We start from the raw sequence: 16,689 nt of genomic DNA, 5'->3' as shown, positions 1-16,689 counted from the left end.
AAACTTCCGGCATCCCTACCGCGTTCCGGCACTCCTTATTTTGACCCCACAATTGCCTGTGTGAAATCTTCAATCAGGTCATCGATATCTTCCAGGCCTACAGACACCCGCATGCTGCCTTCATAAATACCCAAAGCATATTTATCTGCTGCCGGCACCTTGGAGTGCGTGGTAGTGAACGGGTTGGTGATGGTTGTCCGGCTATCGCCCAGGTTGGAGGTCAGCGACGGCACCTTCAGAAGCTTTGAAAACCGTACTACCCGCTCAAATCCGCCTTCCAGCTCAAAAGTGATCAGGGCACCACCCGCACTCATCTGCTTCTTTGCCAGGTCTTTCTGACCGAAAGAATCCAGAAACGGGTAATTCACCTGTTTCACCCCTTCTACTTTCTCCAGCGCCGTGGCCAGCTTCAGTGCGCTGCTGCAATGTCTTTCCATGCGCAGGCTCAGGGTTTCCAGGCTCTTAGAGAGAATCCAGGCATTAAATGGCGAAAGCGCAGGGCCGGTCTGGCGGGTAAAGAAACGTACTTTCTCCATCAGCTCTTTGGTACCTACTACCACACCACCAAGCACACGCCCCTGGCCGTCCATAAACTTGGTGGCCGAGTGCAGCACCAGGTTAGCGCCATAGCGGCTGGGCACCTGTAAGATGGGAGTAGCAAAACAGTTATCAATACAATAGATCAGGTTATGCTTCTGAGTCAGTTCACCAATCATCTCCAGGTCTACGATCTCCAGGCCGGGGTTGGAGGGGGTTTCCAGGTAGATCATTCTGGTGTTCGGCTTAATGGCCGCTTCCCAGGTCTCCTTAGGCGCCGAAGCATCTACATACGTATATTCTATCCCCCATTTTACAAGAATCTGCGTAATGATCTGGTGGCTGGAACCAAACAGGGCCTTGGAAGAAACCAGGTGGTCTCCTGCCGCAAGATGAGCACCGAAACACGCAAAAACGGCCGCCATGCCGGTAGCGGTAGCTACGCCGTCTTCCAGCTCTTCCAGCACACAGATCTTGTCAATAAATTCCTGTACGGTAGGATTGGAAAAACGGGAATAGATGTTCCCGGATATCGTGCCGTCAAACAAATCTTTTCCCTGCGCGGCATCTTCATAGCAGAAGCTGCTGGTAAGGTACAGAGGGGTGGAGTTTTCCCGGTTATGGGTTTTTTCCGACTGAATTTTGATAACCTGTGTCTCTTTTTTCATCTTTTTAAGTATATTGTTTAATGATCAAATTTTCCTTCCTTATAGTTCTGTACCCAGTCTTTCTTCTTCCCGCCTACCTGCTCAAAGAAGGGCACAAAACGGGTTTGCATATCCTTCTTAAAATCGCCGGAGGGGTAAAACGGTTCCGCGATCTTTACTTCCTTCTTTTCCTTATCAAAACCCACCATGATCACCGGTATACCGGCTCCGAGGGCAATGTAGTAAAACCCGGATCTTAATCGGGCCACATTCTTCCGTGTGCCTTCAGGCGCCAGGGCCACCAGCGCATCTTCGGCCCCCTTCACCGCCTCTACCTGGCTTTCTACCAGGTTACGGTTTTGTGAACGGTAAACGGGAATCCCGCCCAGGGCCCGGAAGATGAATCCGAACGGCGGACGGAACAGCTCGGCTTTCCCCAGGTAGGCAATTTTCCGGTTCATGGCCGCACGTGTCCCCAAGCCAATGAAGAAATCGCTGTTCTTCCAATGCGGGGCTACGGCAAATATGGCCTTCCGGACAGCCGGATCCACATTTCCTGAAATTTTCCAGCCCGATCCGTAGAAGAAAAGCTTAAGTAGAAACCTCATTTATGCTATAGGGTACGGAATAAAGCATACGACAAAGATCAGCATCGCCAGCCAGCCCAAAAGTATACGGCCTGCGCCCAGGGGCTCGTTATCTATTGTAGGCGGATGGTACACACCCAGTACCCGCCCCAACAGGAACCCGAATGCCAGGAAACCCGGATAACCGCTAATGCCGGGGAAATACTTCACGAGGAGCAATTGTCCGAAAACTACACTGAGGGCCAGCACCCAGTTACGGGTACGATGAGTAAATATCTTTGAAAAACACAAATAAACAAAATAAACATAGAATAAAAATTGCAGGGGCCATATCCATTGCTCTGAACCCCGTGCCAGCCAGAAATCGTACGGGCTGAATATTCCCAGCCCCGAATACGCCACCAGCAGTACCAGGGCCACGGGCGAAACCACGTGAAAGGCCTTCCGCCCGATCAGCGCGTAGAGGATATGCCCGCCGTCTAACTGGCCGATCGGCAATAAATTAATGGCCGTAAAAAGTAAACCCAGGAAGCCCGCCAGGATCAAAGGATAGTGGGAAAGCTCATACGGATGCGGAAGCAGGGCCGGATCGCCAAAAGTGCTCTCCAGGAAGCGGTAGAGCAGGCTTTTCCCCAGGGTAATGGTTTCCAGCCCGATATCTCCGGGACTGTTCAGCAGCTCCCGGTAGTTGCCGTTGTATTGATGATATTCGGGATGAATACGGTATACAAACTCATCGCCTGGCATATAAATAAACCCAAGGATCAGCGTAACCACCGCCACCACAAAACCGGCCAGCGGCCCGGCTATGCCGATATCAAAATAATCTTTTTTGGAAGTAACATAATCTTTGATGCGGATGAAGGCACCGAAGGTTCCGATCGACATAAATATCCCCAGCCAGCCGGGAATGTAATACGGCAGGGTCACCCTTACTTTCCGGATCTTCGCCATGAAATAATGCCCGAACTCGTGCGTGGTCAGGAACCCCAGGAAAGGAACCGAAAACCAGAAACCCTGCTTAAACTGCTCAAAGTTCATTTGTCCGCTCAGAAACGACGAACCGTATATCCACTCCGCCCCCGCCAGTGTGGTAGTGATCACGGTAGCCAGGAAGAGAAGGAGGTGCAGGCAGTATTTTTTCATGTGTAAGTTATTAGTTCCGAGTTCCGAGTACTTAGTTCCGAGTACTTAGGTCCGGGTTCTCCATAATGGTTCCGTAGGAACCCAATCTACATAGCCCCTGGATGAAATCCGGGGCGAAGTTCCCGCCACGTTTAATCGCAAATTATCAATCGTCAATCGCAAATTGTCAATCGTCAATTGTCCATTGTCAATTGTCAATTGTCAATTATCCATTGTCAATTCCCTCAAAGTATCTTCCCCAAAATATCCGTAAACGATTCCGGCGGGTCAATTTTGATACAATTGATACCCAGGTCTCTGGCTGCATCAATATTGTCCGGGTTATCGTCCAGGAACAGCACCTCTGCCGGCTTAAAACCGGTTTCATCCAGCACTTTCCGGTAAATTTTGTAATCCGGCTTCCAAAGTCCCATTTCGTAGGAAAGAAACACCTGGTTAAAGAGCTTCCGGAAGTCCTGCACATTGTGCCGGGCTCTGAAATATTGCTGGCACTTTTCGATATGGATAGCGTTGGTATTGCTCAGGAGGTAGATAGGGTAGGTAAACCGCAGGTTCTCCAGGTAGGTCAGCCTTTCGGCCGGAACATCCAGCAGCAGGGCATTCCAGGCCTCGTCTATTTCCTGGTCGTTCAGGGGGTAGCTGAGGGTCTGGCGTACCACATCGCGGAACTCATCGTCAGAATAAAAGCCGGTTTCGTACTTCTGAAATATCCCGGCCTCGGCAAAGAGGTTCTTTACCCGGTCCGGCGACTTAAAGGTAAGATCGGCAAAGGCCCGGAACGTCCGCTCCAAATCAATATTGATGATCACATTACCGAAGTCAAAAACCACGGCCTTTATACCTGCTGCCATACTACTCAATCACTACGCCCATAGAGCAGAACTTATCTATACGCTTTGATACCCGCTTGGCAGGAGCTATTTTTTCAAGGTCTTTGATCTCTTTCAGGACCGTATTTTTCAGGATATCCGACATCTCGTCCCATTTCAGGTGAGCACCTCCCAGGGGTTCCGGGATAATGTCGTCTACCAGTCCGTTAGCCTTCATATCAGTGGCCGTCAGCTTCAGCGCCTCTGCCGCCTGCTCTTTAAACTCCCATGTACGCCACAAAATAGTAGAGCAGTTTTCCGGTGAGATCACCGAATACCAGGAGTTTTCCAGCATCAGCACGCGGTCGCCGATCCCTATTCCCAGGGCGCCACCTGAGGCCCCTTCGCCGATCACGATACAGATCACGGGCACTTTCAGGGTCATCATTTCTTTCAGGTTCCGGGCAATGGCCTCGCCCTGGCCTCTTTCTTCGGCTTCCAGCCCGGGAAAAGCCCCCGGTGTGTCAATAAGCGTAACGATAGGCATATTGAACTTTTCGGCCATTTTCATCAGGCGCAATGCCTTCCGGTATCCTTCCGGGTTGGGCATACCAAAATTGCGGTGCTGGCGCTCCTTGGTTTTCCGTCCTTTCTGCTGCCCGATCAGCATCACACTCTTCTCCCCGATCTTCGCAATACCGCCTACAATAGCCGGATCGTCGCGTACGGTACGATCACCGTGAAGCTCGTGAAAATCTTCACAGATTCGCTCAATGTAATCCAGGGTATACGGACGGTCCGGGTGACGCGAAAGCTGAACGCGTTGCCAGCGGGTAAGATTCTGAAACGTTTCGGTGCGCAGGGTCTCAATCGCTGAATCGAGGTTGCGTACGGCATCACTTACATCTACGTTATTTTCACCGGCCAGTTTTTTCATATCTTCCAGTTTGGCTTCTAATTCAGCAATGGGTTTTTCGAACTCCAATAATGTTCTCATGCAAATCTTTTTACAGTTCAAAGGTCTGATATCGAGCAGGTAACTCTACATCAGAGTACCCTCTTTCATTCAAAATTTGCTTAAAATTAAGCATAGCATTCAAATCTCCATGAACTAAAAAGAGTTTTTTTAAACGTTCAGGGTTTTGATTCAGGGCAAAATGCAGGAGATCGTCGAGGTCTCCGTGCCCGCTGAAAATATCGGTTTTCCTTATTTTGGCATTAACCGCCAGCTTCTTATTCCGGATATGCAGCTCTTTGCGGTCACCCGAAAGAAGCTTCCCGCCCACCGAGTCTTCGTTGGCATAACCGATCATCAGGATGGTGGCATACGGGTTTTCAATATTTTTCTCGATATGGTATTCCACCCGTCCCCCCTTGATCATGCCTGACGAGCTGATGATAATGCAGGGTTCGGCATGGGTAGAAGCCAGCTGGCTCTCGTGGTTGGACTCCAGGTAATGAAGATTCTCAAAATCAAAGAGCGAGTCGGTTTCTTCGTAAAAATCACGGGCAGCTTTATTCAGCCGGTTCCGGTATTTTTCATATACCCTGGTGCTGGCCCGCGCCAGCGGGCTATCCGTAAATACCTTAATCGGCGTAATGTTTTTCTCGTAATACAGGCGGTTTAACGTAAAGAGCATGCACTGCGTACGGCCTACGCTGAAAGCCGGGATGATAAGACGCCCCTTCACATCAATGCAGGCCTCCCGGATAACCTCTTCCATGATATTTACCGGGTCGCCTTCGTCTTCGTGATTGCGTGAACCGTAAGTAGATTCCATCACCATGTAATCTACCTGCGGCAGCGGGCAGGGGTCTTGCAGCAGGGTGAAATTTTGCCGGCCTATGTCTCCTGAAAAACCGATCTTCTTCCATTCCCCGCCTTCCTTCACTTCTATAACCACATGGGCGGCGCCTAAGAGATGACCGGCCGGGTAAAACGTAACAAAGCCGTCGTCTTTAAACTTAAACCGGGTTTGCATGGCAATGGGCACAAAGTTTTCCATGGCCACCTCTACCTGCCGGCTCAGGTACAGCCCGCGGGTTTCCAGGATTTTTCCTTTCTTTGATTTTCGCTTGCTTCTTTCCACACTTTTAACGGCCCGTGCATTCAGCGATGCCGCATCGTAGAGCAGCAATTCGGTAAGATCCAGCGTGGGACTGGTACACAGCACCTGGCCTTCAAAACCGCCTTCGTACAGGTTGGGAATCTGCCCCGAATGATCAATATGGGCATGGGTCAGGATCACTACATTCACCCGTGAGGCATCAAACGGGAAGTTGCCGTATTTGAATTCCTCCCGCACCGTGGCTCCGCCTTCTACCTCTGACCCGCAATCAATTAACGCCTGGTAACCATCTTCAAACTCCAGAAGAAACATGCTTCCCGGTACTTTCCGGGCCGCCCCGTAAAATGTCAGCTTCATAAGTTTAAAGAGCGCTTTTTTCCGATTAAAGCGCAAAGATACTATATTGGCGGGCATTTCGAATCAATTGACAATGGACAATTGACAAGGGTTAACTCGGAACTGAGTACCCGGAACTAAATTTTCTACCTTATGAAAATAATTTGTGCCATACTTTTACAACTGAACCTCTTTTCTACGGGGATCAATAAATTTATCCGGGACTTCCGCTCACAACCCGGTCACGAAGCCCTGAATATCTCCGTGAGCATCCGCTCCCTGGGCAGCGGACAGCAGGTATACGATCATTTTTCAGAAATGAACCTCCCGCCCGCCTCCACCCTGAAGCTCATCACCACAGCCACGGCCTTTGAGTACCTCAGCGGCAAATACCGCTTTGAAACCATGATCTACTCCAACGGCCGGGTCGTAAACGGTAAAGTGCAGGGCGACATCCTGCTGGAGGGCATCGGCGACCCTACTTTCGGGTCTCCGCGGTTTAAAAACAATCCCTTTGAACAGATCCTGCAAACGCTCAAAGACAATGAGATTCATACCATTGAAGGCAACCTGAAAGTGCTGAACAATGACGCTTCCACCTTTCCTCCCGGCTGGCTGGCCGGTGATATCGGCAACTACTACGGCGCCTTCTCTTCCAATTTTAATTTCAATGAAAACCTGTATACCGTTTACTTTAACGGCGGGGCAAAAGAAGGAGATCCGGCAGGCATTGCTTCCATATCGCCTTACGATGAGTCATGGAAGATCAGGAACGAGGTAAAAACGGGGGAAGCCGGCAGCGGCGACCAGGTGAACATCCTGAACCTGCCCTTTTCCAACGATATCCAAATGGTGGGTACCGTACCGCTGAATGCCCGGAATTTTGCAGTAAAGGGGGCCATCCCCAATGTCAATAAAATTTTCACCGATAGCCTCTACACCTTCCTGACGCGCAACGGCATCACCATCGGGAAGAAGCTTTTCCCGGAAAACCTCCAGAACGAAGAGCTGGGAAGCGTGATTTCGCCCGACATCAGCGAGATTGCCCGGGAGACCAATTATAAAAGTGTGAACATTTTCGCCGACGGACTGGCCAATTTTATGTGGACGCCTGGCAACAAAAGCTACGACGAATTTCTGAAAGAGTTCTGGAAGGAAAAAGGGATTGACCTGGGCAGCCACCGTTTCCTCGACGGCAGCGGGCTATCGCCGCTCAATACCGTGTCCTGCCGCTCAATGACCGCCCTGCTGGCCAGGATGAAAAACAATACCGGATTCATAGCCGGCATTCCTGTGGCAGGGCGCGACGGTACCGTGGCGGGCCTGGGAAAGAACACCGGCGGGCGTATCTCGGCCAAGAGCGGCAGCATAACGGGCACCCGCAATTACGCCGGGTATTTTACCTCGGCAGCGGGTAAAAAATATGCGTTTTCTATTTTTGTAAACGGCTTTAACGACGATCAAAGCCGGGAAGTCAGAACGTTCTTCGATGAGTTTTTCACGAAAATGGTTGCGCTGAAGGAGTAAAGATGAGGTGTGTTAATTAGAGGCGCGCCTGGTTCTCGACTTCGCGCTGGTTCTCGACTTCGCTCGAACTGACAGGAACCGTCGCCACTTGTCAGTTCGGGCACAAACGAGTACGGGAGTGCAGAAGTTTGCCGGCAAAGCTGTCGAGAACCAGGCATAACCGAAATGCTGTTAATCTGAAAATAAAATGAATATATTCCGTCTTATCTACCTGAGCAGCCTGCATGTGGCCCTGGCCACGGGAGCCTGCGCCGCCGCCTTCTTTGAGCTTACAGGTGGCACAGAGAAGCACGGCCGTGGCTCAATACCCGCCCATTGGGTCTCCCTGGCACAGATCGTGCTGGTATGCTGGCTGATTTATATCCTCGACCGTATCCTTGACGTTGTCCGGGGCAATACATCCACCGAAAGGCACCGCTTTCATTTTGAAAACCAGTACAACCTGCAGCTCCTGGCCATTGCCCTGGCTGCCATAAACATTTTCCTGCTTTTCTTCCAATCCCGGGAAGTGATTGTCTACGGGGTCATAACCGGTGCTTTGGTGCTGCTTTACCTGGTGTGGATCGTGCCCCGGTATCCCAAAGCCAAAGATTACAGCATGCCCCTGATTTACCTGGCGGCTGTAGTAGGCGTACCCTTTGTTTCGGCCCCGTCTGTCACCCTGAGCGCCTGGCTTATTGCTTTTATGTTTGCCCTGCTGGTATTCCAGAACCTGACCTCCTTTGCCTATTTTGAACAGGGAAAAGCCAGTAAGCGGAAGACCGTTACCGTTATGGGAGCGCTCAACCTCTTCCTTTTTATTGTCTTTTTCTCAGGAAGTACGGAATACGTCAGCCGGCTGGCCCTGATTTTCACCGGGATATCGGTATTTTATTCCTTTATCATCAACAATGAAAAAAGGTTTTCAGCCCGGTACCGCTGGATCATGGATGGCCTCTTATTTCTTCCCCTCCTTATCCTTTAAAATGCGGTTGCCCCTCCGGTACAGGAAAATCAGCAGGCCCGCCATTCCGAACATAAGAAAGAAATAGCTGTCGGCAAACGGGTTACGCAGGTAAACGATCTGGTCTACAAACATGGCCAGCAAGCCCAGGCTCACAAAGAGCAATATGGCGTCTAAAAGCTTAATCTTCTTCATAAATACCCACAATTTCAAATTTTTCAAATACCCCTTCCGTATGGGGTGCATCGGCCAGCTCACGGGTCAGGTCCTGCCCGGCCCAGTGCTCATAGTGCTTTCCTGCCCTCCACAACCGGGAAGCGCTGACGTCGTAAACACGCCCTCTGAAAGCCACCCAGATCTCCGGCTTATCCGATCCGTTTCGCAGGCTCAGCTGCCGTTTGGTGATTATTCTCTGCTCAGTCATGAAAGTTTTTCAACGGAGAAGACACTTTTTACGTATATGGAGTTATATTCGCAAAAGTAAATCTGGTGACCCGTAAACATGAATACAAAAGTATTACAATTTTGCTTCATACTTGTTTTTTTATTCTCTGCCTGTGAAGAGAAAGTACCTCCCGTTGCCGAAAGAATACAGAAGGTATACACAGCCAAAACGGTAACCCACGATGGCGTAACCGTCTATACATCAGGAGCATCAGGCAATATTGTTCCTGAATACAGCACCTACCGGCTCGATATGAGCGTGGCCGGGAAAGTTACTTTAAAAGATGTCACCAGTGAAACATTTACAGGCTCTTTTACCGCCACAGACAATCTCCTTACCCTGAGCGGGCTTAGCCCCCAGCCTACCGGCTCTGGCGGAACACTCACTTTTGAAATCACCTCTCTTTCTGAAGACGGCAAAACCCTTGTGCTGACCGCTACCAGGGTCAGCCCCAAAACCGGCAATACCGTCAATGTGTATACCCTGATTGCCAATTAAGCAAAGCAGCCTATGCCCACCCTTCCCCAAGAACGCAGCACCGGGCTTCAGAACCTCCTGCAGGCCCGTTTTACCCAAAACCGGCATCGTCACGAGGGCATAGACTGGGCGGATATTCAAAGCCGCCTCGAAAAAAGTCCTGAAAAGGTATGGTCGCTCAATGAAATGGAAGAAACAGGCGGAGAACCTGACGTTACCGGGTACGAAGACGGTCATTACATTTTTTCAGATTGTTCTGCCGAAACCCCCAAAGGTCGCAGAAACCTCTGCTACGACGACGAAGCCCTGCAGTCGCGCAAAGAGCACAAGCCCCGGGACAGCGCCATGGCCATGGCCACCGGAATGGGCGTGGAGATCCTTACAGAAGAACAATACTTTGCATTGCAGGAGGCCGGCGAGTTTGACCTCAAAACGTCAAGCTGGTTAACTACTCCTGCCGACGTCAGGAAACGGGGCGGGGCTATTTTCGGCGACCGCCGTTTCGGGCGGGTATTCATCTACCATAACGGGGCAGAGTCATACTATGCCGTAAGGGGCTTCCGGGCCCGGCTGAAAATCTGATTCTTCGCCTACTCATTCCTGTTTTTTATCGTTTTGCTTGACGGGTATAGGGAATAATGAATACATTTACTAAAATGTATTCAACTCCTATGCGTAAATTATTAGCTGTTCTGGTTTTCTTTTCTACCATGGCTCATGCTCAGCTCAGTGTAGAAAAAATCATGGAAGATCCGGCCAAATGGATCGGCACTTCCCCCTCTAACATTTTCTGGTCAGAAGACTCCAAAACTATTTATTTTGATTGGAACCCGGAGCAAAACCGGGCCGATTCGCTGTACAAGGTCACCCTTACAGACCGTACTCCGCAGAAGGTCAGCCTGGCTGAAAAAGAATCGCTCGCTATGAACGGCTTCGGTGGCCCGCGGTATTCCAGGGATTACAGCAAAAAGCTGTACCTTAAAAACGGGAATATTTACCTTTTGGATACCCGGAGCGGAACGGAAAAACAGCTCACCAATACCCTCGACAGGAAAGGCAGCCCCTACTTCAATCTCGATGAAACCCGTGTTATCTATTCTTCGGGAAATGATATTTATACCCTCGACCTGAATAACGGTCAAACTACCCAGATCACTAACTTTTCCGGCGAAAATAAAAAGCCCGAAAACCGTTTAGGCGAAGCCGATAAAACCCTTGAGAAAGATCAGCTCGACCTCTTTGAGGTACTTCGCCAGGCCAAAGCCGACAAAGAAGCCCGGGAGAAATACAACAAGCTGACCCAGGTAAAAGGGCCGAAGAAAATAGCTTTAAACGGGAAAATGCTGCAGGGTGCCGTGGCCAGTCCCGACCTGAAATACGTATTCTACCGCCTCTCAGAACCGGCCAGAGACGCCAAAAGAACCATTGTTCCGAACTACGTAACGGCCTCGGGCTATACAGAAGATATACCGGGACGAACCAAGGTAGGACAGCCCGCCGGCTCTACCGAAGCCTTCGTTTATCACATTGCCAGGGATACGGTCTTTAAAATAGACCTGAAAGACATACCGGGCATAGAAGATCAGCCCAGATACCTGGAAGAATACCCCGGGAAAAGCGATAAAAAGAAAAACCTCCGGGCCGTGTCTTTCTCCAGCCCGGTGTGGTCTCCCGGCGGTAGCTATGCAGTGATCAGCATACGTGCCTACGATAATAAAGACCGCTGGATCATGAAGCTGGACGCTGAAACCGGGAAACTGAGCCCGGTTGACCGCCAGCACGACGATGCCTGGGTAGCCGGCCCCGGCATAGGAGGCGGCTATGGCGGCGGTACCCTCGGGTTTCTGGATGAAAATACCGTCTATTTCCAGTCGGAAGCTACCGGATACTCGCATCTCTACACCGCAAACCTGGCAACCGGTGCTAAAAAACAGCTGACTTCAGGTAATTTTGAAATACAAAGTGCAGATCTTTCCAGGGATGGAAAATGGTTTTACCTGGTTACAAACGAGGTTCATCCCGGCGAAAAACACTTCTATAAAATGGCGGTAAGCGGTGGCGACCGGATCCGGATCACTCAAATGACAGGGGCCCATGAAGTCAGCCTTTCGCCCGATGAAAAGACGCTGGCCATCCGGTATTCCAACGCCAATACCCCCTGGGAGCTATATATCCAGCCCAACGAGCCCGGGGCAAAAGCAGAGAAAATCACCTCATCGCTCACCGATGCCTTTAAGGCTTACAACTGGAAAATGCCGGAAGTGATCTCGTTCAAAGCACAGGACGGCCAGGAAGTATACGCCCGGGTATATGAGCCGGCTAAAAAGAAAAAGAACGGCAAAGCCGTGGTCTTTGTACACGGCGCAGGTTACCTGCAAAATGCCCACAAATGGTGGAGCCAGTACTTCCGGGAATACATGTTCCATAACCTGCTGGTCGACAAAGGCTATACCGTGCTGGACATCGACTACCGGGCCAGTGCCGGCTACGGTCGCGACGTAAGAACCGGTATTTACCGTCATATGGGCGGAAAAGACCTCACCGACCAGGTAGACGGCGCCGGGTTACTGGTGAGCAAATACGGCATTAATCCGAAGAAAATAGGTATCTACGGCGGCTCTTACGGCGGCTTCATCACCCTCATGGCCATGTTTACCACGCCGGATGTTTTTGCGGCCGGTGCGGCCCTGCGGCCGGTAACCGACTGGGCTGCCTACAATCATGGCTATACGGCCAATATCCTGAATGAGCCGCAGTCTGACTCCGTTGCCTACCGGAGAAGCTCACCGATCTTCTTTGCCGAAGGACTGAAGGGCAAGCTGCTGATCTGCCACGGACAGGTAGACGTAAACGTACATATCCAGGATACTTACCGCCTGACCCAGCGCCTGATCGAGCTCCGGAAAGAAAACTGGGAGGTGGCCTCGTACCCGGTAGAAGACCACGGCTTTGTACAGCCTACGTCATGGATGGATGAATATAAGCGTATTCTGAAGCTTTTTGAAGAAATGTGATTAAACCATATGAGGCATATAGTTATCCGGAAATGAATAAATATACCCCCGAGCACCTCATCCGTCACCTCGAACAAAAACTCGGTCTTCTCTACGAAGAAGAGCCCGGGCCCAATAACCTTTGCTTTGCCAACGAGAACGCCGATCTGAGGAATGAATTTAAACGTATCTTCACCCCGGAGGATCTCCGCTATTACTCCCTTGCCAGTCCCTCCGTACCTCTCCCCCTGAGCACAGACGAATTCTGGGAGCGGGTAGCAACAGGAAAGCGACTCACGTTATAGCCTCTGAATGTGCATTTTGCAAATGCGCTTAGCTTCCGTATCATTTTTTTCGGTTTTCTCTTATTTTTGTTACATCAAACAGTATAACAATGAGGCGTATCTCATCGGTAGACATTGTAAGAGGCCTGGTAATGGTTATTATGGCGCTTGATCATACCCGCGATTTCTTTCATGAGAGCTCGCTGACCGCCAACCCCACTGATCTTCTTCAAACCTATCCCGCTCTCTTTTATACACGTTTTATTACGCATTTCTGTGCCCCGACGTTTGTATTTCTTTCCGGGGTGTCGGCCTGGCTGTCTTTCCGCAGAACCGGGAATACCGCTTCATTCCGAAAACACCTGCTCATCCGCGGACTGTGGCTGATGGTGCTTGACTTCACCCTGATCAATTTTGGCCTGTGGTTTGATATTCATTTTAACCTGCTCCTGTTCAATGTCCTGTCCACCATAGGCTTTGGGTTTATCTGCCTGAGCCTCCTGCTGAAAGCCGGGACCCGTATTCTCGGAGGGCTGGGATTGGTCCTTGTTTTTTTAAGTCCGCTCGTACCCTTACACCCGGCTATAGCCCCTTTCTTCTCCCCTGTGGTACTTCCCCTTGGCGGAGAAAGAGTATTTATCATGGGCTATCCGCCCGTACAGTGGCTGGGTATCATGCTGGCAGGTTTCGGAACAGGCCCGCTGTTTGTGCAGGAAAACCGCAAAGACCTGTTTCTGAAAACAGGCCTGGTAACACTGGTTTCCTTTTTGGTGTTACGGTGGGGCAACGTGTATGTGGACACAGCTCCCTGGCAAGTGCAGAAAAGCCTTTCTTACACTCTCATGTCTTTCCTCAACGTTTCCAAATATCCGCCTTCTCCAGCATTTGCGATGCTGACTCTCGGCACCATGTTCCTTCTGCTCGGATGGACAGAGCGTATAAATACCCGGCTAAGCCGTGCCCTGGAAGTGTATGGCCGCGTACCGCTTTTCTATTTTATTGTGCATTGGTACATACTTCACCTTATTCTTTTTACTCTGCTGGTAATCTCGGGCTACACGCCTCTGGATTTTGTTTTCGGCAGCAATTTCGGAAGACCTTCCGCCTGGAAGGGTTTGCCTCTGGCGGGGGTATACGGGGTGTGGACTATCCTGGTGGTCATTATGTACCCGCTTTGCCAATGGTACGGTAGCTATAAAACACGTCATAAAGACAAGATCTGGCTGAGGTACCTGTAAGGCCTATTTCTTAAAAATAAAATACACCGCCAGCACCAGGCATACAAAAGCAATAATGTGATTGGTGCGCAGCGTTTCGCTTTTAAAAGCAAATACGGCAAAGCCTGTAAACACCAGCAGGGTGATCACCTCCTGGATCACCTTCAGCTGCCAGAGCGTAAAAGGTCCGCCATTCCCTTCATACCCGAGCCGGTTGGCAGGTACCTGGGCCATGTATTCGAGCAGGGCGATGCCCCAGCTGAACAGAATCACCTTAAAAAGGCCCATACCGGCAAACCAAGAATACTCTTTCAGCCGCAGGTGACCGTACCAGGCCACGGTCATGAAAATATTGGAAAGCACCAGGAGTGCCACGGTATAAAAAGCTTTCACGCCGACAGAATTTAAAAAAATCAGGCGAAAATAATTTTAAAGCGGACAGGTTGATTCAAAGACCCCGGAATTATTTTTCGGGCAGATATGAAATAGCTTGTCCTGCTTTCCGAAGAAGCCTATTCTTGCGTAAGAAAATTTGGACTTAAGCTCAAAAAAGAAGAATTTTAGCCAAAAATTATCCGTGACAAATGAATGCAACCTACAACTGTGTCATCATCGATGATGAACCCGCACCAAGAGAAATACTGGCTAAATATATCGCCCGGCATCCCGCATTACACCTGGAAAACAGCTTTGATGAAGCTCCGGAAGCTTTAAGCTACCTAAAGAAAAACAAACCTGATATCATTTTTCTGGATATAGAAATGCCTGACCTGACAGGTATCCAGTTAATTGAAAAGCTCGATATATCGCCTGCACATTACATTTTTGTAACCGCCCACAGCCAATATGCCCATGAATCCTACAACCTGAATGTGCCTGATTATATGACCAAGCCACCGTCGTATGAAAGGTTCAAGCAATCTGTAAGCAAAGTCCTGAAAGTACTTCACCATTTCAGGGAAGACACGCTGGTACTGGATATCGGGAGGAAACGTTTCCGGATTCCAAAAAGTCATATCGATTGGATAGAGGCAGAGAATTACCACGTAAAAATATACGGAAACAAGTTTAGCGAAGACCACCTGGCATTAAGGGTGCGGCTGCATCAATTAGAAGACCTGTTGCCCAAAGAACATTTTTTAAAACTTAACCGCTCTGCTATTGTAAAATTGAAATATATCAAGAGCATACGAAACAACGAGGTGACTTTGCGAAACGATAAGAAAATTACAATATCCCGATCATGCAAATGGGTCAAGAGCTATATTGAAAACCAGCTAAGATTGCAGTAAATAGCCTGTTTTAATCCATTCACTTCTTTTTTTGCAATTTCACTGCAAAAAAACATCAATTCACTGCACAGATTTGCAGAAGACGAAGCCTCAAAATATATTTGAATTACATGGATATTCCCGTTGAAAGAACAGGATAAAAAATCATTCTTATTACTGCTAAATAAATGACAAATAAGCTACTTGGTTTCTGCTTCCTGGTTTTTGGCCATTGGAGCTATGCCCAAAATCTTCAGATAACCGGCTCTTTTGAAGACGATAATACGGGTAGAGATGTGCCTTCAAGGGTCTATAGCATACATGACGGGAAAAGACAAATACTGGGAAAGTCAATTCAGACAGATGTGTTTGAACACCACTTCAGCCTGTTAATGCCCTTAAATGCTGATTCCATTCTGTTAGAGAGCACAGGTTACACTTCTGTTTCAGTACCCGTACATTTTTACGGACCTTTTCAAAAAAAAGCATTTGCAAGCATACGCATGGCCAGTGTCAATAAACCTGTTCATGATAAGGCCTATCTGGTCTATTGCCAGGCAGAAAATATACCTTCAGGAAATAAAATGGAGGTGCAGCATTTTGTTAACGGGAAGCACCATTGCACACAGGACATACCCCAAGCCATATCCCATCAAAGTTTGTTCATATCCGCAGAAGTCCGGGATGAATCTACCTATGAATTCATCATCAGGTCTGCTCGGGGAGAGGTGCTTACACGAAATAAATTTACAATAAAACCCGGTCTGAACCTTATAGATACCAATACATATCCACCAGAAGAGACTACCGTTGAGAAATCCACAGACGAAATCGCAAAACTTCCTTTCACCCGTAATGAGGATACGCTGCAGGGAACAAAAATGCCGTTGTCGGCCGATCGTTATTCATACTCTTCTGATCTCCACGCATACTTCTCAGGAATACCGGCCATATTTTTTGATCAAAGTAAATATGAGCTAAAAATCAACGGGAGAAATACTTTAGACAGTCTTTTGGAATACCTGGATCTTAAAACCGGCGCCAAAATAACGATAAAAGGATTTACGGATCAGGTAGGAGACGCCACCTTAAATGCTACCCTGGCCCGGTATAGGGCACAAGTGGTAGCCAATTACCTTACCACTAAAGGTCTAAGTCCGGAGCGGATACACATTCAATGGAACGAGACAGCAGCCCCCGTTCCCAACGACACTCATCTGAACCTGTACAGAAAAGTGATTATAAGCGAATTAAAATAAATAGAATGAATTGAGCTTCTTTGTAGATATGCAGAAGGAAACAGGTAATTTTGAAGGCTTTATGTCTTACATTCCATACAAAAGAAAAAATATAGATTCCTTATTCAATGCGGTAACCCGGCTATACAAAAAGCGTTTTGAC

18 protein-coding genes are annotated in these 16,689 nt (G+C 49.1%); 9 read left to right on the top strand and 9 right to left on the bottom strand.

Annotation, left to right across the window (positions count from 1 at the left end; translation table 11 throughout):
• Positions 1-35: 35 nt before the first annotated feature.
• From AB2U10_RS11495 to AB2U10_RS11470, 6 genes are all read right to left on the bottom strand, one after another.
• Positions 36-1,205, bottom strand: a complete 1,170-nt coding sequence (locus AB2U10_RS11495) for a trans-sulfuration enzyme family protein (RefSeq protein ID WP_367914842.1) — start codon at positions 1,203-1,205, stop codon at positions 36-38.
• A gap of 17 nt (positions 1,206-1,222) precedes the next feature.
• Complete coding sequence (locus tag AB2U10_RS11490; RefSeq protein WP_367914843.1) at positions 1,223-1,792, bottom strand: 1-acyl-sn-glycerol-3-phosphate acyltransferase; 570 nt, start codon at positions 1,790-1,792, stop codon at positions 1,223-1,225.
• Positions 1,793-2,917 (bottom strand): site-2 protease family protein, encoded by a 1,125-nt coding sequence (locus AB2U10_RS11485; protein WP_367914844.1) that lies wholly within the window; start codon positions 2,915-2,917, stop codon positions 1,793-1,795.
• A gap of 224 nt (positions 2,918-3,141) precedes the next feature.
• The gene (locus AB2U10_RS11480; protein ID WP_367914845.1) at positions 3,142-3,768 is read right to left on the bottom strand and encodes an HAD family hydrolase; all 627 of its coding nucleotides are present in this window, start codon (positions 3,766-3,768) and stop codon (positions 3,142-3,144) included.
• 1 nt (position 3,769) lies between these two features.
• Entirely contained in the window at positions 3,770-4,723 is a 954-nt protein-coding gene (locus AB2U10_RS11475; RefSeq protein ID WP_367914846.1) for an acetyl-CoA carboxylase carboxyltransferase subunit alpha, read from the bottom strand.
• Positions 4,724-4,733: 10 nt separating this feature from the next.
• Positions 4,734-6,152, bottom strand: coding sequence for an MBL fold metallo-hydrolase (locus AB2U10_RS11470; RefSeq protein WP_367914847.1), 1,419 nt, complete (start codon positions 6,150-6,152; stop codon positions 4,734-4,736).
• 132 nt (positions 6,153-6,284) lie between these two features.
• On the opposite strand from AB2U10_RS11470, the gene dacB reads away from it, so the two are divergent.
• Together dacB and AB2U10_RS11460 are read left to right on the top strand one after the other, a co-directional pair.
• Positions 6,285-7,658 carry a D-alanyl-D-alanine carboxypeptidase/D-alanyl-D-alanine endopeptidase gene (gene dacB, locus AB2U10_RS11465; protein ID WP_367914848.1) on the top strand — a complete coding sequence of 458 codons (1,374 nt, stop codon included), beginning with the start codon at positions 6,285-6,287 and terminating at the stop codon, positions 7,656-7,658.
• A gap of 187 nt (positions 7,659-7,845) precedes the next feature.
• Positions 7,846-8,622, top strand: a complete 777-nt coding sequence (locus AB2U10_RS11460; protein WP_367914849.1) for a hypothetical protein — start codon at positions 7,846-7,848, stop codon at positions 8,620-8,622.
• On the opposite strand, the gene AB2U10_RS11455 is transcribed toward AB2U10_RS11460, so the two are convergent.
• Together AB2U10_RS11455 and AB2U10_RS11450 are read right to left on the bottom strand one after the other, a co-directional pair.
• Entirely contained in the window at positions 8,596-8,796 is a 201-nt protein-coding gene (locus AB2U10_RS11455; RefSeq protein WP_367914850.1) for a hypothetical protein, read from the bottom strand. The genes AB2U10_RS11460 and AB2U10_RS11455 overlap by 27 nt on opposite strands.
• Complete coding sequence (locus AB2U10_RS11450) at positions 8,783-9,025, bottom strand: cytochrome b5 domain-containing protein (RefSeq protein WP_367914851.1); 243 nt, start codon at positions 9,023-9,025, stop codon at positions 8,783-8,785. Before AB2U10_RS11450 ends, AB2U10_RS11455 begins: the two co-directional genes overlap by 14 nt.
• A gap of 78 nt (positions 9,026-9,103) precedes the next feature.
• Between AB2U10_RS11450 and AB2U10_RS11445 the strand changes: the two genes are divergently transcribed.
• The 5 genes from AB2U10_RS11445 (at position 9,104) to AB2U10_RS11425 (ending at position 14,038) form a co-directional block, all read left to right on the top strand.
• Positions 9,104-9,544 (top strand): hypothetical protein, encoded by a 441-nt coding sequence (locus tag AB2U10_RS11445; RefSeq protein WP_367914852.1) that lies wholly within the window; start codon positions 9,104-9,106, stop codon positions 9,542-9,544.
• 12 nt (positions 9,545-9,556) lie between these two features.
• Complete coding sequence (locus tag AB2U10_RS11440) at positions 9,557-10,105, top strand: DUF4256 domain-containing protein (RefSeq protein WP_367914853.1); 549 nt, start codon at positions 9,557-9,559, stop codon at positions 10,103-10,105.
• 89 nt (positions 10,106-10,194) lie between these two features.
• A complete protein-coding gene (locus AB2U10_RS11435; RefSeq protein WP_367914854.1) occupies positions 10,195-12,537 on the top strand; it encodes a prolyl oligopeptidase family serine peptidase in 2,343 nt (780 codons plus the stop codon).
• A gap of 32 nt (positions 12,538-12,569) precedes the next feature.
• Positions 12,570-12,821, top strand: coding sequence for a hypothetical protein (locus AB2U10_RS11430; protein ID WP_367914855.1), 252 nt, complete (start codon positions 12,570-12,572; stop codon positions 12,819-12,821).
• Between the two features lie 89 nt (positions 12,822-12,910).
• A complete protein-coding gene (locus AB2U10_RS11425) occupies positions 12,911-14,038 on the top strand; it encodes an acetyltransferase domain-containing protein (protein ID WP_367914856.1) in 1,128 nt (375 codons plus the stop codon).
• 3 nt (positions 14,039-14,041) lie between these two features.
• Here AB2U10_RS11425 and AB2U10_RS11420 read toward each other — a convergent pair whose 3' ends face one another.
• A complete protein-coding gene (locus AB2U10_RS11420) occupies positions 14,042-14,410 on the bottom strand; it encodes a DMT family protein (protein ID WP_367914857.1) in 369 nt (122 codons plus the stop codon).
• Between the two features lie 191 nt (positions 14,411-14,601).
• On the opposite strand from AB2U10_RS11420, the gene AB2U10_RS11415 reads away from it, so the two are divergent.
• Both AB2U10_RS11415 and AB2U10_RS11410 read left to right on the top strand, forming a co-directional pair.
• Positions 14,602-15,309 (top strand): LytR/AlgR family response regulator transcription factor, encoded by a 708-nt coding sequence (locus AB2U10_RS11415; protein ID WP_367914858.1) that lies wholly within the window; start codon positions 14,602-14,604, stop codon positions 15,307-15,309.
• A gap of 167 nt (positions 15,310-15,476) precedes the next feature.
• Entirely contained in the window at positions 15,477-16,547 is a 1,071-nt protein-coding gene (locus tag AB2U10_RS11410; RefSeq protein ID WP_367914859.1) for an OmpA family protein, read from the top strand.
• The last annotated feature ends 142 nt before the right edge of the window (positions 16,548-16,689 follow it).

Source organism: Leadbetterella sp. DM7, assembly GCF_040829825.2.
Classification (GTDB): Bacteria; Bacteroidota; Bacteroidia; order Cytophagales; family Spirosomataceae; genus Leadbetterella.
This window is presented reverse-complemented; position numbering and strand designations above follow the sequence as displayed.